16 protein-coding genes are annotated in these 19,671 nt (G+C 63.8%); 11 read left to right on the top strand and 5 right to left on the bottom strand.

Features of this window, described 5'->3' with window-relative positions; translation table 11 throughout:
- Nucleotides 1–164 precede the first annotated feature (164 nt).
- The 3 genes from ACQ4WP_RS10105 to ACQ4WP_RS10095 all read left to right on the top strand — a co-directional run bounded on the left by ACQ4WP_RS10105 (nucleotide 165) and on the right by ACQ4WP_RS10095 (nucleotide 5,957).
- Nucleotides 165–1,916 carry an ABC transporter ATP-binding protein gene (locus ACQ4WP_RS10105; protein WP_436520193.1) on the top strand — a complete coding sequence of 584 codons (1,752 nt, stop codon included), beginning with the start codon at nucleotides 165–167 and terminating at the stop codon, nucleotides 1,914–1,916.
- Complete coding sequence (locus tag ACQ4WP_RS10100; RefSeq protein WP_436520191.1) at nucleotides 1,906–3,714, top strand: ABC transporter ATP-binding protein; 1,809 nt, start codon at nucleotides 1,906–1,908, stop codon at nucleotides 3,712–3,714. The genes ACQ4WP_RS10105 and ACQ4WP_RS10100 overlap by 11 nt, the downstream gene beginning before the upstream one ends.
- A 173-nt stretch (nucleotides 3,715–3,887) precedes the next feature.
- Nucleotides 3,888–5,957: a sensor domain-containing diguanylate cyclase gene (locus ACQ4WP_RS10095; RefSeq protein WP_436520189.1), complete on the top strand. Its 2,070-nt coding sequence runs from the start codon at nucleotides 3,888–3,890 to the stop codon at nucleotides 5,955–5,957.
- A gap of 45 nt (nucleotides 5,958–6,002) precedes the next feature.
- On the opposite strand, the gene ACQ4WP_RS10090 is transcribed toward ACQ4WP_RS10095, so the two are convergent.
- Both ACQ4WP_RS10090 and ACQ4WP_RS10085 read right to left on the bottom strand, forming a co-directional pair.
- Nucleotides 6,003–6,332: a hypothetical protein gene (locus ACQ4WP_RS10090; RefSeq protein ID WP_035821678.1), complete on the bottom strand. Its 330-nt coding sequence runs from the start codon at nucleotides 6,330–6,332 to the stop codon at nucleotides 6,003–6,005.
- A 137-nt stretch (nucleotides 6,333–6,469) separates the two neighbouring features.
- Nucleotides 6,470–7,771 (bottom strand): cytochrome-c peroxidase, encoded by a 1,302-nt coding sequence (locus tag ACQ4WP_RS10085; protein WP_436520187.1) that lies wholly within the window; start codon nucleotides 7,769–7,771, stop codon nucleotides 6,470–6,472.
- Nucleotides 7,772–7,910: 139 nt separating this feature from the next.
- On the opposite strand from ACQ4WP_RS10085, the gene acpA reads away from it, so the two are divergent.
- Nucleotides 7,911–10,031, top strand: coding sequence for an acid phosphatase (gene acpA / locus ACQ4WP_RS10080; protein ID WP_436520185.1), 2,121 nt, complete (start codon nucleotides 7,911–7,913; stop codon nucleotides 10,029–10,031).
- A gap of 72 nt (nucleotides 10,032–10,103) precedes the next feature.
- Here acpA and ACQ4WP_RS10075 read toward each other — a convergent pair whose 3' ends face one another.
- Nucleotides 10,104–10,859: a hypothetical protein gene (locus ACQ4WP_RS10075; RefSeq protein WP_436520183.1), complete on the bottom strand. Its 756-nt coding sequence runs from the start codon at nucleotides 10,857–10,859 to the stop codon at nucleotides 10,104–10,106.
- Between ACQ4WP_RS10075 and ACQ4WP_RS10070 the strand changes: the two genes are divergently transcribed.
- Nucleotides 10,858–11,262, top strand: coding sequence for a hypothetical protein (locus ACQ4WP_RS10070; protein WP_436520181.1), 405 nt, complete (start codon nucleotides 10,858–10,860; stop codon nucleotides 11,260–11,262). The two genes, ACQ4WP_RS10075 and ACQ4WP_RS10070, sit on opposite strands and share 2 nt — an antisense overlap.
- A gap of 268 nt (nucleotides 11,263–11,530) precedes the next feature.
- Here the strand turns inward: ACQ4WP_RS10070 and ACQ4WP_RS10065 are convergent, their stop codons facing one another.
- Nucleotides 11,531–11,977 (bottom strand): hypothetical protein, encoded by a 447-nt coding sequence (locus tag ACQ4WP_RS10065; RefSeq protein WP_436520179.1) that lies wholly within the window; start codon nucleotides 11,975–11,977, stop codon nucleotides 11,531–11,533.
- A 291-nt stretch (nucleotides 11,978–12,268) separates the two neighbouring features.
- On the opposite strand from ACQ4WP_RS10065, the gene ACQ4WP_RS10060 reads away from it, so the two are divergent.
- On the top strand, nucleotides 12,269–13,339 hold the full coding sequence (locus ACQ4WP_RS10060; RefSeq protein ID WP_436520177.1) for a M29 family metallopeptidase: 1,071 nt from the start codon (nucleotides 12,269–12,271) through the stop codon (nucleotides 13,337–13,339).
- Between the two features lie 3 nt (nucleotides 13,340–13,342).
- Here ACQ4WP_RS10060 and ACQ4WP_RS10055 read toward each other — a convergent pair whose 3' ends face one another.
- Nucleotides 13,343–14,302 (bottom strand): LysR family transcriptional regulator, encoded by a 960-nt coding sequence (locus ACQ4WP_RS10055; RefSeq protein ID WP_436520175.1) that lies wholly within the window; start codon nucleotides 14,300–14,302, stop codon nucleotides 13,343–13,345.
- A 109-nt stretch (nucleotides 14,303–14,411) separates the two neighbouring features.
- Here ACQ4WP_RS10055 and ACQ4WP_RS10050 point away from each other — a divergent pair, with 109 nt between their 5' ends.
- The 5 genes from ACQ4WP_RS10050 (at nucleotide 14,412) to ACQ4WP_RS10030 (ending at nucleotide 19,658) form a co-directional block, all read left to right on the top strand.
- On the top strand, nucleotides 14,412–15,251 hold the full coding sequence (locus ACQ4WP_RS10050) for a phytanoyl-CoA dioxygenase family protein (protein WP_436520173.1): 840 nt from the start codon (nucleotides 14,412–14,414) through the stop codon (nucleotides 15,249–15,251).
- Nucleotides 15,251–16,069 (top strand): sugar phosphate isomerase/epimerase family protein, encoded by an 819-nt coding sequence (locus ACQ4WP_RS10045; RefSeq protein ID WP_436520171.1) that lies wholly within the window; start codon nucleotides 15,251–15,253, stop codon nucleotides 16,067–16,069. Before ACQ4WP_RS10050 ends, ACQ4WP_RS10045 begins: the two co-directional genes overlap by 1 nt.
- A 101-nt stretch (nucleotides 16,070–16,170) precedes the next feature.
- The gene (locus ACQ4WP_RS10040; protein WP_436520169.1) at nucleotides 16,171–16,632 is read left to right on the top strand and encodes a MarR family winged helix-turn-helix transcriptional regulator; all 462 of its coding nucleotides are present in this window, start codon (nucleotides 16,171–16,173) and stop codon (nucleotides 16,630–16,632) included.
- A 165-nt stretch (nucleotides 16,633–16,797) separates the two neighbouring features.
- Complete coding sequence (locus ACQ4WP_RS10035) at nucleotides 16,798–19,173, top strand: M1 family metallopeptidase (protein WP_436520167.1); 2,376 nt, start codon at nucleotides 16,798–16,800, stop codon at nucleotides 19,171–19,173.
- On the top strand, nucleotides 19,170–19,658 hold the full coding sequence (locus tag ACQ4WP_RS10030; protein ID WP_436520165.1) for a DUF6702 family protein: 489 nt from the start codon (nucleotides 19,170–19,172) through the stop codon (nucleotides 19,656–19,658). The genes ACQ4WP_RS10035 and ACQ4WP_RS10030 overlap by 4 nt, the downstream gene beginning before the upstream one ends.
- Nucleotides 19,659–19,671 lie beyond the last annotated feature (13 nt).

The raw sequence follows: 19,671 nt of genomic DNA, 5'->3' as shown, positions 1-19,671 counted from the left end.
CCTCGCGCAGCAAGCTGGCGCAGCAACACAACGGGCTACGGCCCGTTTTTTGCGTCCCCGTCCACAGCGCAGTTTTCCGCCTTGTTGTATCCTACGCGTACTTTCAGTCCGCGTGCCCGTCCTTCCGCCCCGCGACACCCCATTACTAAAAACAAAAGGTAACCATGAGTTTATCGAGGCTCATCGCCGGCTTCGTGCGTCAGCATTGGCCGGCGTATGCCGCCGCCGCCGTCATGCTGACAGGCGTGGCAACACTGACCGTCTGGATCCCGCGCCGCGTGGGGGCCATCATCGACGCACTGGCCGCGCACCGCATGACGGCTGCCGAACTGTGGCTTGAGCTACTGACCCTGCTCGCCGTGGGCGTCGTCATCTACTTCCTGCGCGTGGGCTGGCGCATCACCCTGTTCAAGGCCGCCTACCAGCTGGGCGTGATGCTGCGCACGCGCTTCTACACGCGCATGTCGCAGCAGGGCGCGTCGTTTTACCAGAACCAGCGCACGGGCGACCTGATGGCGCTGGCGACGAACGACATCGACGCCATCGAAATGGCCGCCGGCGAAGCCATGCTGGCCGGCTTCGACGGCACCTTGACCTTGCTGATGGTGCTGGGCATCATGCTGCTGGGCGTGGACTGGCGCCTGGCCTGCATCGCCCTCTTGCCCTTCCCGCTGATGGGACTGGCCTTCTGGCGCATCTCCAGCCATATCCACACGGCGTCGACGGATTCATTGAAGCGCTTTTCTGCGCTGAACGACCATGTGCAGGAATCGCTGTCGGGCGTGCGCACCCTGCGCGCGCTGGGCCTGGAAGAGCGCAGCAGCAAGCAGTTCTCCATCCTGGCCGGCCACGCGGCCAACGCCAGCCTGACGGCGCAGCGCTGGGAAGCGGCGTATGAACCGGCCGTCGGCCTGACCCTGACGGCCGCCACGGCGCTGACCCTGGGCCTGGGCGGCTACCTGGTGTGGCACGATCAATTGACCATCGGCGCGCTGACGAGCTTTTCCATGTACCTGGGCCAGCTGATCTGGCCCATGTTCGCCGCCGGCTGGGTACTCTCGCTGATCGAACGGGGCCGCGCCGCCTGGCAGCGCTTGCAGCCGATGCTCGACGCGCCGCTGGCCATCGACGACCATGGCAGCATCGCCACGCTCACGCCCGGCCCCCTGCAACTGACGGACATCGGCTTTGCCTACGCGGGCCAGATGGCGCCAGCGCTGTCCGGCATTTCGCTGCGTTTGCAACCGGGCCAGACCCTGGGCCTGGTCGGCCCCACGGGCAGCGGCAAGTCGACCCTGCTGCGCGTGCTGCTGCGCCAGGTCACGCCGCAATCGGGTACGGCCACGTGGAATGGCCAGCCGCTCGACGCCTACACCCTGCATGCGCTGCGCGCGGCCATCAGCTGGGTGCCGCAGGAATCATTCCTGTTCTCCGCCACCATCGCCGACAATATCGCCCTGGCCCGCCCCGGCGCCACGCGCGAGGAGGTGGAACGGGCGGCGCAGCTGGCCGACATCCATGCCGATATTTTGCAATTCCCCGACGGCTATCAAACCCACGTGGGCGAGAAAGGCATCACCCTGTCCGGCGGCCAGCGCCAGCGCGTGGCGATTGCCCGGGCCCTCTTGGCCGACAACGGCTTGCTGCTGCTGGACGATGCTTTGTCCGCCGTCGATACGGGCACGGAAACGCGCATCCTGCAGCACCTGGAAGAACTGCGCCGCAAGCGTCCCGAGCGCAGCGCCATCATCGCCAGCCACCGCCTGAGCGCCGTCGTCAACGCGGACCTGATCCTGGTGCTGCGCGACGGCCACGTGACGGAAACGGGCAACCACGACGCGCTGATGCAGCGCGACGGCTGGTATGCCAGCCAGTGGCGCTATCAACAACTGGAGGCCAGCCTCGATGCCATCTAAGACCGACCAAGCCAACGCCGCCACGCCATCCGTGCGGCGCCAGGCCGCGCAAGCGATCGGCCTGCTGCGCCGCGCCGCCGCGCCCGACCTGCGCCATTTGTACTGGGCCACGTTCTGGCTGATCCTCGCCGCCGCGCTGGAAGTGACGGGGCCGATATTGGGCAAGGCCCTGATCGACCAGCATCTGCTGCCGCGCAACCTGGACTGGACGCGCATGTCCTTGCTGCTGGGCGGCTGCCTGCTAACGGGCTGGGTCGCTTCCGGCCTGCGCTATTTGCAACTGGTGCGCCTGTCCGGCCTGGCCATGCGCTCGGTGCAGCGCCTGCGCGAAACCGTCTACCAGCACGTGCTGCGCCTGCCCATGGCGTTCTTTGACCGCGCCATCACGGGGCAGCTGGTCAGCCGCGTCACCAACGACACGGAAGCGGTGAAATCGCTGTACGTGCAGGTGCTGTTCGTCATCCTCGACAGCTCCATCGTGCTGGTCGGCACCATGGCCGCCATGGCCTTCCTCGACTGGCGCTTGATGCTGATCGTGCTGGCCCTGCTGCCGGCCGTGCTGGTCATCGTCTTCCTGTACCAACGCTGGAGCGCGCCGGCCGTCACGCGCGCGCGCGCCCTGCGCAGCGAAATCAATGGGCAGATCGCCGAATCGATAGGCGGCATGAGCGTGCTGCAGGCGAATAACGCGGAAAAGCGCTTCGGCGCGCGCTTCACGGGCATCAACCAGGACCACTACACGGCGCGCATGCAGGAATTGCGCGCCAACGCCTGGCTGCTGCGCCCCGCGCTCGACATGCTCAACATCGTGCTGCTGGCCGTCGTCATCTTCAGCTTCGGCCGGCGCGAGATGGGCGCCCTGGAAGTAGGCGTGCTGTATGCGTTCATCAGCTATATCGCGCGCGTGATCGAGCCGCTGATCCAGATCACCATGCAATTCAGCCAGTTGCAGCAGTCGGTGGTGGCCACGGCGCGCGTCTCGGCCCTGCTGGACGAAGCGCAGGCGCTGGAACATGCACAGGGAAGGGAAGCACCGGCCCTGCGGCATGCGAAAACGGACATCGACCTGCCCGCCGTCGACATCAAGAACCTGACCTTCGCCTACGTGGAAAACCAGCCCGTGCTGCACGACCTGTCGCTGACCATCCCGCAAGGTGCCTTCTTTGGCATCGTCGGCCACACAGGCAGCGGCAAGTCGACTTTGCTCTCCTTGCTGCTGCGCTTTTATCCCGTCGAGCAGGGCAGCATCGCCATCAATGGCGTCGCCCTCGACAGCATCGACAACGAGCACTTCCGCGCCGACGTGGGCCTGGTGCCGCAAGACCCTTTCCTGCTGGCCGCCTCGGCGCGCGAAAACATCGACATGGGCCGCGGCTACACGCAGGCGCAGATCGAGACAGCCGCGCGCGCCGCGCATGCGCACGACTTCATCGCCGCGCTGGAACACGGCTACGACACGCCGCTGGGCGAAGGCGGCTCGCGCCTGTCATCAGGACAAAAGCAGCTGATCGCGATTGCCCGCGCGCTGGCCGGCCAGCCGCGCATTTTGCTGCTCGACGAAGCGACCTCGCGCATCGATAGCCAGACGGAGCAGATCGTGCAGCTGGCCCTCAACGAATTGCGTGGCAAGGTCACCATCATCGCCATCGCCCACCGCTTGTCGACCATCCGCGACGCCGAGCGGATCATCGTGCTCAACCATGGCCGCGTCACGGAAGCAGGACCGCACGACGCCTTGATGCAGATCGAAGGCGGCCTGTACCAGCGCCTGTATCTGCTGCAGCAGCTGGCGCAATAATGACATCCTGTCAATGCCTGCAGTGTGCACTTTCGCACATTTCTGCGCCCCGCATGATATTTCTTGATTGCAACAGAATATAATCTGTTGCAGACAGTGGGTCATTCGGGGGCGGGACGTTGGCAGGCAGACAGAGACGGGCATCATGGCGAAAGGCGCATTGGCTGCTGGTATTGGCCTGCTTGCTGCCGCCCGCCACCCATGCCCAGGTCAGCAACCTTGAGCAGCATATTGCCGCCGTGCGCGAGGATGGCCGTTTCGTGCCCGCGCGCGCCCTGCAGCGCCTGCAAGAAGTGGAAACGCAGGCGCGCAGCGCACCCCTGCCAGTGCGCGCGGAATTCCTTACCCAACTGAGCACCGTCCGCATGCGCCTGGGGCAGAACGACCTCGCCATGCAGCTTGCCGATGAGTTGATCGCCTACGCCCGCTTGAACAAGAGCGACGTGGCGTTGGCGAAAGGCATGCTCAGCAAGGCCTACATCACGTTTGCCCTGAACGAACGCCGCGCCTCGCACCTGCTGGCCTTCGAAGCGGAAAAGATCGCCAACCGCACGGAGGACCTGCCCGTGCGCGTGCAGGCCACCATCAGCGCGGGCCAGTCGTGGGCTGAGGAAGGCAATTTTCCGTTCGCGCTGGCCAAGCTGCAAGCGGCCGTGGACCTGGCGCGCCAGAGCAATTCCCCCTCCAACCTGGCCGCCGCCCTGAATGCCCTCACCCTGCTGTACACGCAGATGCGCGAATACGACAAGGGCTTCGAAGTGCTCGATGAGCTGCTCGTCGTCTCGGCCACCCTGGCATCACCGGGCCGCATGGCGCAGGCGAAGAATACGGAGTACGGGCTGGCGCTCGACGCGCAGCAGCCGCAACGGGGCCAGCGCGCCCTGCTGGCGGCCCTGGCGCTGGAACGCCAGCTGGGCGCCCGCGGCATGGTCGCCGTTACCCTCGTCAATCTGTCGGACAGCTATCTGAAGGAAAACGACTACGCGCGCACCCTGCGCTATGCGAATGAAGCCATCACGGCGGGGCGCCTGGTCAACAATGAACAGGTGGAGGCGACGGCACGCCTGAACATCGGCCAGGCGCTGATCGGCCAGGGACGCCTGCAGGAAGGCAAGCAAAGCGTGGCCACGGGCCTGGCCTACTACGAGCGCACGGCCAACCAGCCGGACATGCAGGCCGTGCTGCTGGAATACGGCATGGCGCTGGAAAAGGCGGGTGACATGCGCGGCGCCGTCACGGCGTACCACCGCGAACGGGGCATTTCCAACCAGCTGTTCGAGAAGCAACGGCAAAAGGCCGTGTATGAATTACAGGAAAAGTATGAGGCGGAGAAGAAACAGCGCCAGATCGAACTCTTGAGCCGCGAGAATCAGCTCAAGAGTACCGAGATCGACAACCGCCGCCTGCAGCAGCGCGTGTGGTGGCTGCTGGCGCTGGTACTGGCCATGGCGTCCGTCATCGTCGGCTTGCTGTACCGCAAGGTGCGCCACGCGAACGTGCAGCTGAAAGTCAAGAACCAGGAACTCAAGCGCCAGAGCTCGCGCGACCCGCTGACGGCCCTGTATAACCGCCGCCACTTCCAGGAATTCATGCGCAACCATGCGGGCAAGCCGCTACCGGCCTACGGCGGCGCCGATGTCGTGGGCGCGCTGTTCCTGCTCGATGTCGACCATTTCAAGCACATCAACGACCGTTACGGCCATGCGGCGGGCGACCTGGTGTTGACGACGATCGCTGAAACGCTGCACGACGTGTTGCGCGAAACAGACATGATCGTGCGCTGGGGCGGCGAGGAATTCCTCGCCTTCCTGCCTGCCGTCGCGCGCGACGGGCTCGACGATATCGCGCGACGCATCCTCAATGGCATGGCGGCACAGGTCATCCACTACCAGGGACAGGCCATCCAGGTGCACGTGTCCGTTGGCTTTGCGCCCTATCCACTGGCGCCGCTGGGACGGCCGCTCACGTGGGAACGCAGCGTCAACCTCATCGACATGGCGTTGTACCTGGCCAAGGCGCACGGGCGCAACCGGGCGTATGGCTTGCGCGGTTTTCAGCAGGTGGAAAGAACCACCCTGGAAGCGGTGGAGCAAGACCTGGAACGCGCGTGGCGCGACGGTTTTGTCGATTTGAGCGTGGTGCTGGGGGGAACGGACGGTATGGACGGTGCTGATACAGCGACGGCGGCGCATCGCAGGCAAGCTGACGCCAGCGATGGCGTGGCCGCAACCGCCATCACCTGACGACAGCTGCGGGGACCGGGCCGGCGCTGGCCGGCCCTGGCGCGATTACTTGTGCGCGGCGTCCTGCATCTTTTCGCCGGCTTTTTCCACTTTCTTGCCGACGGCATCGGCCGCTTCGCTCATTTTCTTGTCGGCGTCAGCGGCGACTTGGTCCATCTTGGCGCCCGTATCGGCAGCGGCCTGGCTCACGGCGGCGTCGGCTTTGGTAGCGGCGGCCTTGATGTCGGCTTCAGCCTTGGCAGCGGCCGCATCGATCTTCTGGCCCGCTTGTTCAGCAGGACCGGCAGCGACATCATCCTTCTTCTGGCAGGCAGCCAGTGCCACGACCATCATCCCGGCGGCGCATACGGTCATCCAATTTTTGCTTACTTTCATGATATTCCCTTTCATTGTTATCAAAAGACACAGATCAGTTCGCAATATACACCTGCCTAAAATTTTCTAGCGTGCGCTAACGCACATAAAAACAGGCTTTTGTGGCGTAGTTGTAAGCAATGGTATCTTGATATTTTTCAACCATGTTTTCCCTGCGCCGGATGGGGCGCCTGATAGCCATCCGTCAGCGTGCGCAGGAAGGCGATCACGTCGGCGATCTCTCCTTCGTTCAGGGCGGGCGCCTGGCCCGGCTGGCGATCGAACGGCGCTTCCACGTTCACGTTCGCCGCCAAGCCGGGCGGCAGGTCGTCGTATTTGCGCACCTTGCCACTCTTATCTTTCGGATACCATTTTTGCGGCGCCGTGTCGCGCCGCACATAAAAACGCAACACCTGCTCCAGGCTGTCAAAGCTGCCGTTGTGGAAAAACACCTTGCGCAGGGCGACGTTGCGCAGGGACGGCGTCTTGAAACTGCCGCAGTATTCCTTGTGCTCTCTCAAGTCGGTGCGATCCGGACCACACAATCCCTGGTCAAAGAACGCCGGGTCGGCATTCGCCGGCAACTTGCCGTTGCGCGGCACGCCGATATTGATCAAGCCATAGTCCGTAAATTGGGGAAAGACGCCGCCGGAAGTCACCTGACTGATATGGCAGGACGCGCAATTGCCCTTGGCTTCAGCGTTGAACAGGGCCAGGCCGCGCGCTTCCTGCGGCGTCAAGCTGGCCTGCTTGCGCAGCACGGCGTCGTACTTGCTGGTGTACGGATAGAAGTCCAACGGGCTTTCCTGGAACACTTCCAGCGACATCAGCGCCCAGCGCAAGGCCTGGCCCGGCTGCTCGAAGATATCCGCGCCATACGTCTGGCGAAACTGCGCCGCCAGGGGGCCGGCCTGCAGTTTGGCGACGACGGCGGCCGCATCGCGGTTGCCCATCTCGCGCGGCGACAGCAAGGGCGCCAACGCCTGTTCGTGGCCGGACTGGGCGCGACCGTCCCAGTTGCGCCCGCCCGTGGGGCCCGCGTCGACGCTGTCGTCGCCATCGTCATCATGAAAATGTTCGGTAAATGCGGGCGCGTTCTGGAGGTAGCGCAGCGAGGGCGCGGCACGCGTGCCCGCGTCCTTCAGTTCCGGGCCGCCCAGCTGCACCGCCAGCGCGTTCGGCGGACCATACGCGTGTTCGGGACTGTGGCAACTGGCGCATGACATCTTCCCCGACACGGACAGGCTAGCCTCGAAAAACATGGCGCGGCCCATGGCCGTTATTGCCGCCACCGAAGGCTGGCGTTTCAGGGTGGGCGCGTAGGCCCCGGCCAGGTAGGCGGGCACGGACGCGGCCTGGGCGTCTTTCGGCGGCGCGGGCTGGCAGGCGGAAAGCACGCAGATGGCCAGCAGCAGGGGAGGAATCGTTTTCATCATGGGCTGGCAGCGTAGCAACGGCATGTGACAACTGCGTGACAAAACCCTGCAAAACCTAATGTATCAAGTCCGTACATTACGTCATGTAACAGGCGCTGACATGTCACAGAGCTGACATATTGCCTGCCTAGCATGCGACGTTTTCCACCCAGAAGGCATGAACATGAACTTGCACGCAAAACCCTCTTTACGGCCCTTGCCGTTGTTACTGTCGCTGGGCCTGGCCGCCTGCGGCAGCAACTATGCGATCACGCCCAGCACCACGGGTCAGGTGATCGGCAGCTACTATGAAAACGCCCAGGTGTGCCTGGAAAGCGCCACCGCCAAACTGACGTGCGACAGCGGCTCGGCCGCCGTGCGCACGGCGGCCAACGGCAGCTACACACTCGACGGCCAGGGCGCCGTGCTCGTGACCATCGGCACGGACGCCATCCGCCATGAAACCATCGGCGACGCGGGCGCCAAGGTCACGCAAAAACTGCTGCTGCGCGCACCCGTCGGGCACAGCACCTTCGTCAGCGCCCTGTCGACGGAACTGGCGCAAATCATGGACGGCAACGGCGGCGACTTTACGGCCGCCAGCAGCAAGCTGGCGGCGCGCCTGGGCGTGTCGGAAGCGGGCCTGGCGTCCGACTTCAACAAGGCCAGCGGCGACGAGCTGGCGAAACTGAAGGCGGAAAACGCCAGCGTGACGGCCTTGATCGCCAGCGCCAGCACACAGGCGGCGCCCGCCGACGCGCTGGCCGCCCTGAACGGCGCACTGGCGCTGAACAACATCCAGACCATCGTCGTCATCTACGCGGAAAACCGCGGCTTCGACAATCTGTACGGCCTGTTCCCGGGCGCGAACGGCGTACCGGGCGTCAACCCCACCTCCAGCACCGCCTATGTGCCGCAAAAAGACATCGACGGCAGCACCCTGCCCGTGCTGCCGCCCACTTGGGGCGGCATGACGGCGGCCGGCCAGGGCAGCGTCATCACCCAGGCGCAGTCGGCCAACTTGCCGAACAAACCGTTCCAGATCGATGACGCCAGCAGCCCCCTGTACCTGCCGCAATCGGTGATCACGCGCGACCTGGTGCACCGTTTCTACAACAACCAGATGCAGATCAACGGCGGCGCCAACGACAAGTTCGCCGCCTATTCCGATGCGGGCGGCCTGTCCATGGGCTATTACGACGGCAGCAAGATGCAGCTGTGGGACATCGCCAAACAATATGCGCTGGCCGACAATCTGTTCATCGGCGCCTTCGGCGGCTCCTTCCTCACGCACCAGTACCTGATCTGCGCCTGCGCACCCACCTATCCGAATGCCGATACCTCGGTGGCAAAAGGATCGATCGCGAAGATCGACGTCGATGCCAACGGCAACTTCCTGCGCCTGACACCGTCCGCCACGGCGCCAGGCACGGTCCTGAACGGCGCGCCCGCCTATGCCAACGACGGCGCGCTGACGCCGGCCGACAGCACGGGCATGTTCTACGCCGTCAATACCATGCAGCCGCCATTCCAGCCCAGCAGCAACGCCCCCGCGTCCGGCGACAGCAGCAAGCTGTATGCGGACACCGGCAAGGCCAACACCCTGCCGCAGCAGACGCAGACGAATATCGGCGACCTGCTCTCTGGCAAAAACATCGACTGGGCCTGGTATGCGGGCGCCTGGAAGGATACGATGGCCCTGGCCACGGCCAGCGCGCGCGCCGGCAGCTTCCCGAATCCGCCGAACTTCCAGTTCCATCACCAGCCGTTCAATTACTTTGCGAATATGGACCCGGTGAAGGCGCCCGCCTACCGCGCCGCCCACCTGCGCGACTTCGACAGCCAGTTCCTGGCCGACGCGGGCGTCGGCAAGCTGCCGCCCGTGGCCTTCTACAAGCCGCAGGGCAATTTGAACCAGCATGCGGGCTACGCCAGCGTGGCCGACGGCGACGCGCATATCGCCAGCGTCATCTCCCAGCTGAAAAAGAGTCCGCAATGGAAAAACATGCTGATCATCGTCACCTACGATGAAAACGGCGGCTTCTACGACCACGCTGCGCCGCCGAAGGGTGACCGCTGGGGTCCGGGCACGCGCGTGCCGACCGTCCTCGTCTCGCCGTACGTGAAAAAGGGCTTGGTTGACCATACGCAATACGATTCGGCATCGATCCTGCGCGCCATCACGCACCGCTTTGCGCTACCCGTGCTCGACGGCTTGAACACGCGCGACAAGGCGCTGGTAGCCAATGGCGGCAAGCCGATGGGCGACTTCAGCGCGGCGCTGGCGCTGGTGCCACAAGAGTAAGCATCGATTCAAACGGCAACGCGACGCCCGCCCGGCTTGGCCGCGGCGGGCGCTTTACCTGTTGGCGCCAGGTTATTGTCCCGGCGCCGCGTCCAGCAACGAACGCTCGAGCAGTTGCGACAAGGCCGTACGCAGTGCCTGCGTGCGCGCCGCCAGTTCCGGTCGCTTGTAGCGCTCGGCGGCGATCAGGCTGCTTTCCAGGCAGACGCGGTCCGACCTGGCCAGGCAGGCGTCGGCCGCGTCGAGCTGGGCGCTGGCTTGCGCCACTTTCACCTTGGCGTCGAGTTCCAGGCTGTCGGGATCGTCGCCCCAGCGTTTCACGTAGATGGCCAGGCGCGTGGCGGCCAGATCCGGCTTGCCCGCATCGAGCGCCTGGCTGACGCTGTCTTGCAGCGCCGTCCACGCCTGTGCCCGCTGCTGTTGCCCGTCGCAAGTAGCGGCAGACTTGGTGATGCTCGCCTGCAAGCGTTTGATGTGCGCGGCGGGCGCCTTGGCGCTTTTCAGCACGGCCAGCGCGCTGCGCGCCCCGTCCAGGTCGCACTGCGCCGCCAGCGCGGTAGCGGCCTCGACCTGTTCCGCCACGCTGGCCGGCTTGTCGGCGGGCTTGTTGAAGAACCAGATACCGGTCAGCACCACTGCCGCCGCGATCCAGGTGCGCAAGCGCACGGGCGGACGCGGTGGCGGCACCGACCCCCTGGCGGCCGGTTTCGCGGGCGGCGCCTTGGCTGGCGCGGGAACCGGCGGCGGCACGGGCTGGGGAGCGGGAGCGGACTGAGGCGCGGGCGGCGGCACGGGAATGGGCGGGGCGACGGGCACCGGCGGCGGCATGCGCGGCACCGGCGGCGGCACTACTTTCTGCAAAACAATGGGTTCGGCCGCCTGGCGCGTGCCGCAAAATGGACAACAAGCCACGCGCAGCAGCAATTCCCGGCCGCAAGCGGCGTTAATACAACGTTCATTCACTTTTTCAAGCACATTCCAACCTTTTCCTGGCTGCGCCCCGTCGCCCTGCGCACGTCTTGCTGGTTCATATCGTCATTCCTCTTGGCAAGCGCAGCGGCCAATGCTGTCGCCAGATCCCGGCTGCGCCTTGTTGCAATATTACCTTACGCGACAGCAAAAACGGCACGACGACCTGGCGCTGGGAGGGGAGACGACGCCAGGCCGGCCGATCGTCGAAGACGACCAGCCCTGCCCGCTCCAGGCGCAGGCGAATATTATCGTGGTGTAGGGAGGGTACCCTCAGCCAGTACAGCAAGGCAAAGCAACAACGCCCTGGCCAATCGTCCGCATGCCATGAACGCCTGAAAAATACCCAAGGCTAGGCGCCACGCCGAAGACAGTACGCCAGTACGGCGAGGCAAAGCAACAACGCCCTGGCCAATCGTCCGCATGCCATGAACGCCTGAAAAATGCCCAGGGCTAGGCGCCACGCCGAAGACAGTACGTTAGTACGGCGAGGCACAGGCAACAACGCCCTGGACATTTTTCAGCAGCGATCAGACTTTGACGCTTTCGGCTTTGGCGATAACAGTGCGGGGAATAATCTCACTCTCGGGACAAGTCTGCATCGCCTCCGAATACGTCAGCCAGCGTTTCAGGCTATCCATATGGCGGATGGTGATGCCCTTGCCATTGATATAGCCGATTTGCTCGAAATTGGCGGGGCTGGTGGTCAGCTTCGATACGGTGGGGGCATTATCGATCAGGCGATCATAGGCCTTGCGCGCCTTGTGTTCCCACTTCGCCAGCGCGGGATCGTCGAAACGGTTGCTTTCAAAATACACGGTGACGGTACGGTCGTGGTTGGCAAAGCCGACGATGGCTGCGCCCCTGCGTATCGTCAACAGCACATCTTCCTTGATGCTTGCGATGGGCACAAGCAGGGCCGCGCGACCATCCGCATCGGGCCGTTCCATCGGAATATCTTGTCCAATCACACTCATCGCATCACACTCGTCGAAGTCTATTCATTGCACCATCCTCATCAGGATGGGTGTCGTCCTGCATCACATTGCACAAGAGGCCATGCGTACGCGCCGCATGCCACTCGTGTATCTGGCCTGTTTTACAAATAATACATTGCCATACGGCACTACACAAGATAATCGGCCTTCCCCGGTGGGGCTTGAGCATCCTTGCCACAGAAGCAAGCCTGAAACGGCGCGGTATCGACGACACGCCCGGCAATCGCCTTATAATGCCTGGCTTACCATACGCCAGACGAAATCCGCACCATGACGCTTCCCGAAAATGACACCAGCCGGCTCGATGCCATCAGCGCCGCCGCCACCGAAGTGGCCGCGCAAAACGTGGCCGACCTGCTGGCCATGGCCATCTGTCACCGCCCGGACGAACCGGCCCTGATCGTCTGCGACAAGCGCAGCTGGCTCAACGTCGTGTTGACGGAAGCCTATCGCCAGGCCTTACCGGACGCGAGCTTCATCGATTTCGACGATGTCACGCCCGACGCCGTGCTGGCCGCGTTTGCCGAACTGCCCGCCGGCAGCCTCGTCGTGCTGATCCAGTCGACCAGCTTCCGCCTGGAAGCGTTCCGCATCCGCATCGAGCTGTTCAAGCGGGGCTTGAAAGTGATCGAACACGTGCATTTGTCGCGCATGCCCGGCGTTCAGGGATTGCATTACATTGCCTCGCTGGCCTACGACCCGGCCTACTATCGCGGCGTCGGCCATGCGCTGAAGGCGCGCATCGACGGCGCCCGCCACGGCATGCTCGACAGCGGCGGCGAGCAGCTGGTGTTCGCTTCGCCGTTCGAATCGGCCAAGCTGAATATCGGCGACTACGCCGGCATGAACAATATCGGCGGCCAGTTCCCCCTGGGCGAAGTGTTTACGGAAGCGCAGGACCTGGAAGCGGTGAACGGGCGCGTGCGCATCTTCGTCTTTGGCGACACGCACTTCATGGTCAACCGCCCCGACACGCCGATCACCCTGATCATCGAGAAGGGCCGTGTGACGGGCACCGAGCACGCCACGCCGGAATTTACCGCCATGCTGGAGATCATCCGCGCCCATGAAGGCGATGTGTGGGTGCGCGAACTGGGCTTCGGCATGAACCGCGCCTTTTCGCGCGAACAGCTGGTCAACGACATCGGCACGTATGAACGCATGTGCGGCATCCATCTGTCACTGGGCGCCAAGCATGGCGTGTACGCCAAGCCGCAATTCAAGCGCAAGGATGCGCGCTACCACGTCGACATCTTCGCCGTCACCGAAGCCGTTTATCTGGACGACGAGCGCGTGTATGCGGATGGCGCGTGGACCGTGGAACCCGTCGCCTTCACTTGACACTCATCTGAAGAATCCCGCCGCCTCCAGCTCGCGGTCCCACGGCGGCACGGGCTGGTATTCGGCCACCAGGAAATCGATCAGCGCACGCACCTTGAGCGATGGCTGGCGACTGGCCGGATACAGGGCGCTCAGGTGGTTCAACGGCAGGTCCCAGTCGGACAGCACGGGCAGCAGGCTGCCATCGAGCAGCTTGCACCAGGCGAGGAAGGTGGTGCTGTAGACGATGCCGAGTCCCCGCTGCGCCGCCTGGTGCAGCACCAGCCCGTTATTCGCCGTGAAGCCCGCCTGCACGCGCACGCTCACCTCCTCGCGCTGCTCCCCTTCTCCCCGCTGGAAATGCCAGTTCGTGCCATCGGTCAGGTGGCTGAAATGCAGGCACTGATGCTGCAACAAGTCTTGCGGCGTCTGCGGCACGCCCCATTGCGCCAGGTAGGCGGGGCTGGCGCACAGCACGGCGCGGCACGGCGCCAGCGGGCGCATGGCCAGCGCGCTGCTGTCCGGGATGCCGCCGACCCGTATCGTCAAATCAAAACCGTGGCGTATCGGGTCGAGCAGAGCATCGTCGACAAACAACTCGGCCCGCACCTGCGGGTGCAGCAGGCTGAAACGGGCGACGGCATCGGCCAGCCACGCGCTGCCGAAACTCGATGGCGCCTGGATGCGCAGCGGCCCGGCCAGCTCCGCCCCCGCTCCCGCCTGCGCCACGTGCGCCACCATGCGCGCCGCCTCCTGCGCCTGGCTGACGGTGGCCATGCACGGCGCCAGGTAGGCGCGGCCCGCATCCGTCAGGCTCACTTCGCGCGTGGAGCGGTGCAGCAGCCGCGCATGCAGGCGCTCTTCCAGCTGCATGATGGTCTTGCTGACCATGGCCCGCGTCAGGCCCAGGCGCTGCCCGGCCAGCGTAAAGCTGCGCTGGCGCGCCACTTCGACAAAGATTTCCATCGCTTTTAGTTGATCCATGTCAAAGATTGTCTTCGTTTTAGCGACAATCTGTCAACTGCAGGGCGATTGTTTGCCGCCCTCGCCCATCCTACAATGGCGCTTTCCATTGACCTCCGGAGCCGCCGCCATGCTGAATCAATCTCAACAAGAACAATACCAACGCGACGGCTACATCATCCTGCCCGATTTCAAGGGTGCGGACGAAATCGCCGCCTTGCGCGCGCGCGCCGAGCAGATTGTCAACGAATTCGATCCCAGCGTCAGCCAGTCCATCTTCACCACGCGCGACCAGGCAAAAAACACCAACGATTATTTTCTCGCCTCCGACAACACCATCCGCTGCTTCTTCGAGGAAGAGGCGTTCGGCGCGGATGGACAGTTAAAGCAGGCCAAGTCCCTGTCGATCAACAAGATCGGCCACGCCATGCACGACCTGGACCCCGTCTTCCGCAGCTTTTCCAGCGACCCGAAACTGGCCGAAGTGGCGCGCGACCTGGGCCTGGCAGACGCCCAGGTCTGGCAATCAATGTACATTTTCAAGCAGCCCGGCATCGGCGGCGAAGTGCGCTGGCACCAGGACGCCACGTATTTTGAAACCACGCCCATCAGCGTGACCACCTTCTGGTTCGCGCTGGAAGACGCAACACTGGACAACGGCTGCCTGTGGGCGGAACCGGGCGGCCACCGCGGCCCCCTGCGCGAGCGCTTCATCCGCAACGGCGACGCCGTGCGCGTGGAAAAACTCGATGCCATGCCGTGGCCCGACGACAGCACGGCCGTACCACTGGAAGTCAAGGCGGGCGCCCTCGTCTGCTTCCACGGCTTGCTGCCCCATTACAGCGCGCCGAACCGCTCGCCCGTCTCGCGCCACGCGTATACTTTGCACGCCACCGATGGCCAGACCGAGTACGCAGCCCACAACTGGATCCAGCGCGACGCGGCGTTCCCCGTGCGGGGCTTCGTCTGATGCGCATCCAGGTTTTCGCCGCCCACTGGGGCAATAACCACCTGGCGCCCGATGTCTTCATCGACAAGGTGCTGGCGGCCGGTTTCGACGGCATCGAAATGTCGCTGCCGCTGGACGCGGCCCTGCGCGAGGAATGGACGGACCGCATCGCGCAAGCAGGCCTGGAATTGATCGCCGCGCAGTGGGAAACCGTGTTCCACCGCGATTTCACCATGCACCGCGCCGCTCTGGCGGAATTGCTGGAAAACGCCTGCCTGGCGCGTCCCGTGCTGGTCAACACACACACGGGCAAGGATTACTACAGCCAGGCGCAGAACGCAGAGCTGCTCGACCTGGCCGCCGCCATCTCGGCTAAGCACGGCGTGCCCATCGTGCATGAGCTCCACCGCAGCCGCTTCAGCGGCCACCCGATGCTGCTGCTGCCCTATTTGGCGCAGTACCCGGATTTGCCCTTGACGGCCGACCTGTCGCACTGGTGCTGCGCCTGCGAATCCCTGCTGGAAGACCAGCCGCAAACCCTGGCGCAAGTACTGCCGCTGGTGCGCCACGTGCATGCGCGCGTGGGCCATGCGCAGGGGCCGCAGGTGGCCGACTTCCGCGCGCCGGAAGCGAAGCAGGCGCTCGACGCCCACCTGGCGTGGTGGGATGCCATCGTCGCCCTGCGCCGCGCAGCCGGCGCCGAGCGCATGACATTCACGCCGGAATTCGGCCCCGCACCATACACGCAAACCCTGCCCTGGACGCAGCAACCGGTGACGGATGCCTGGGAACAGAACGTCGCCATGCTCAATCTGCTGCGCGCGCGGTACGCGCAGTAGTACGCCACGACCGCTCCCCATGCCCCGGGCCAGCCGGTCCGGGGCCCTGGCGCAGGCCAGCCACGCTTGTCATTAAGTAGCGCACTATATATACTGTGCCCATGGATACCACCACCGCCCCCAACCCCTTGCACCAGGTGCCGCGCCTGGACAGCCAGCTGTGCTTTGCGCTGTACTCGACCTCGCTTGCCATGAACAAGCTGTACCGCAAGCTGCTGCGCAAACTCGGCCTGACCTATTCGCAATACCTGGTGATGATGGTGCTGTGGGAGCGCGACGGCTTGACGGTATCGGAAGTGGGCGAGCGCCTGTTCCTCGACTCGGCCACCCTGACGCCCCTGCTCAAGCGCATGGAGCAAGCGGGCCTGTTGACGCGCACACGCGCCGCCAGCGACGAGCGCCAGGTCATCATTTCCCTCAAGGAACAGGGCGACCAGCTGCGCCACGAAGCGGCTCTGTTGCCCGAAGCCATACTGACGGCCAGCCACTGCAGCGTGGAACAGGTTGTGGACATGAAACAACAGCTGAACCAGTTGCGCGACAGCTTGATGAAAAGTGAGTAAAAGCGCTGCTTTTCCAAGCAAAATCAGGCAAAACATCCCCCTGACAGCGCCAGGCAAAAGCTGGCGCAAAATCCGCCTTTCTTTATTACAAATCGATACATGGATGGCCTCACCCTGCGTATAGAATAGTTGCCACTATTTCCTTACAACAACATCAGGGTGACTATGCGCATACCTTTCGGCTCCGTAGCCTCGTTGGCTCTCTGCTTTACCGTGTCGGCCTTCGCCGCAGAACCATTCGACGACAAGTTCCGCCAGCTCGAAGAAGTGCTGCCCACCCCGAATACCTACCGCACAGCGTCCGGCGCGCCGGGCCACGCCTATTGGCAGCAGCGCGCCGACTACACCATCCGCGCCACCCTGGACGAAGCCAAACGCGAGATCGCTGGCAGCGGCCGTATCACCTACCACAACCAGTCGCCCGACACCCTCGGCTACCTGTGGGTGCAGCTGGACCAGAACATCTACCAGCCCGATTCCGACGCGCGCCGCATGGCCACGGCGCCCTCGCGCCAGGCGTGGGCCAAAACGGCGGGCGAAGACACCATGAAATTCGAAGGCTTGCGCGGCATCCTGGCGCGCGGCGACTTCCAGGGCGGCTTCCATATCCGCCGCTTGACAGGCGCGGATGGCCAGCCTTTGAAATACGTAGTGAACCGCACGATGATGCGCATCGACCTGCCGCAAGCCCTGAAGCCGGGCCAGGATTTCGTCTTCCAGATCGACTGGGATTACCGCATCAACGAACAGAAGGTGCTGGGCGGGCGCGCCGGCTATGAAGTCTTCGATGACAAGAACGCCCTGTTCGAAGTGGCGCAGTGGTTCCCCCGCATGGCGGCCTATTACGACGCGGCCGGCTGGCAGCACAAGCAGTTCCTCGGCTCGGGCGAATTCACGCTGGAATTTGGCGACTACGACGTGCAGCTCACCGTCCCTGCCGACCATATCGTCGCCTCCACGGGCGCGCTGCAAAATCCGCAGGACGTGCTGTCCGCCGCGCAGCGCGAGCGCCTGGAAAAAGCCCGCGGCAGCGACAAGCCCGTCGTCATCGTCACGCAAAAAGAAGCCGAGGCGGCCGAAAAGTCCGTCAGCCGCGCGCAAAAAACGTGGCACTTCAAGGCGGCCAACGTGCGCGACTTCGCCTGGGCCTCGAGCCGCAAGTTCATCTGGGATGCGCAGGGCTACAAGAAGGGCGGCAGCGATGTGATGGCCATGTCCTACTATCCGAAAGAGGGCAATCCACTGTGGGAAAAGTACAGCACGCAAGCCATCGTGCACACGATTGAACAGTACAACAAGTACAGCATAGCCTACCCGTACCCGACAGCTATCTCCGTCAACGGCCCCGTGGGCGGCATGGAATATCCGATGATCTCATTCAACGGCCCGCGCCCCGTCAAGGATAAGAAGACGGGCGAGCTGAGCTACTCCAAGCGCACCAAGTATGGCTTGATCGGCGTGATCATCCACGAGGTGGGCCACAACTACTACCCGATGATCATCAACTCGGACGAGCGCCAGTGGACGTGGATGGACGAAGGCCTCAACACCTTCGTGCAATACCTGGCGCAGCAGGCGTGGGAGGAAAACTACCCGGCCTCGCGCGGCGAGCCGCGCGAAATCGTCGACTATATGCGTAGCCGCGACCAGGTGCCCATCATGACGAACTCCGAATCGCTGCTGCAGTTCGGTAACAACGCCTACGCCAAGCCGGCGGCGGGTCTGAATATCCTGCGCGAGACCATCCTCGGGCGCGAACTGTTCGACTACGCGTTCAAGGAATATGCGCAGCGCTGGAAGTTCAAGCGCCCCACGCCCGCCGACTTTTTCCGCACCATGGAAGACGCCTCCGGCACGGACCTGGACTGGTTCTGGCGCGGCTGGTTTTATACGACCGACCCGGTCGACATCAGCATCGACGGCATCAGCGAATACGGCGTGAGCTCAAAAGATCCGGCAACGGAAAAAGCCTGGAAAAAGGCGCAAAAGGACGCCCAACCGGAATCCGTCACGAGCCGCGCCAACAAAGGCATGCCGCGCCGCGTCGACGCGCATCCGGAACTGAAGGATTTCTACAACCAGCACGACGATTTCACGGTGACCAACAAGGACCGCAACAGCTATGCCGAAGCGCTGGCCGGCCTGGAACCGTGGGAAAAGGACTTGCTGAAACAGGGCAAGCACCTGTACCTGGTCGACCTGTCGAACGTGGGCGGCATGGTCATGCCCCTGATACTCGAAATCGAACTGAAAAGCGGCAAGAAGTACGTCGAGCGCGTGCCGGCCGAAGTGTGGCGCTACTCGCCGAAGAAGATCACCAAGGTCGTCATCACGGATGAACCGATGGTGGGCCTGGTGCAGGACCCGTACTGGGAAACGGCCGACATCGACACCAGCAACAATAGCTGGCCGAGAAAAGTCACGCCATCGCGCCTGGAACTGTTCAAGAGCGAGAAGTCGCCCAAGGATAACCTGATGCGCGATTTTCATACGCCGTTGAAAGGCAAGAACGGCGGCTCGGCCAAGGGCGACGAGGCGTGAAGCGCTGGCGCGCGCAGGCCGCCGCCCTGCTGGCCTGCGCCAGCATGACGGCCGGCGCCCATAACTTCCACATGGGCATCGCCGACATCAGCTATAACGTGGCCAGCGGGGCCACGGAAGTAGTGCACACCTACACGGGCCACGATGTCGAGGCGCTGCTGACGAACCTGTACCAGCGCCAGTTCGACCTGGGCCAGGAAGACAGCGAAGCGGCGCTGCGCCGCTATGTCGAAAAACAGTTTTATCTCGTGGGACCGGACGGCAAGCGCCTGCGCCTGAACTGGGTCGGCATGAAGGTCAATGCCGACAACGTGGTGATCTTCCAGGAGATCGAACGCACGCGCCTGGCCCCCGCCACGCGCATCCACAACCAGCTGCTGATCGATTTCCTGCCCAGCCAGCGCAATACCCTCAACGTGCAGGACAGCGGCACCATCCAGACGCTGATTTTCGACCGCCAGAACACGGAACTGCCGATCCGGTAAGCCCGCCACACCC

This window comes from Janthinobacterium lyxosi (genome assembly GCF_051380665.1).
Classification (GTDB): domain Bacteria; phylum Pseudomonadota; class Gammaproteobacteria; order Burkholderiales; family Burkholderiaceae_D; genus Janthinobacterium.
This window is presented reverse-complemented; position numbering and strand designations above follow the sequence as displayed.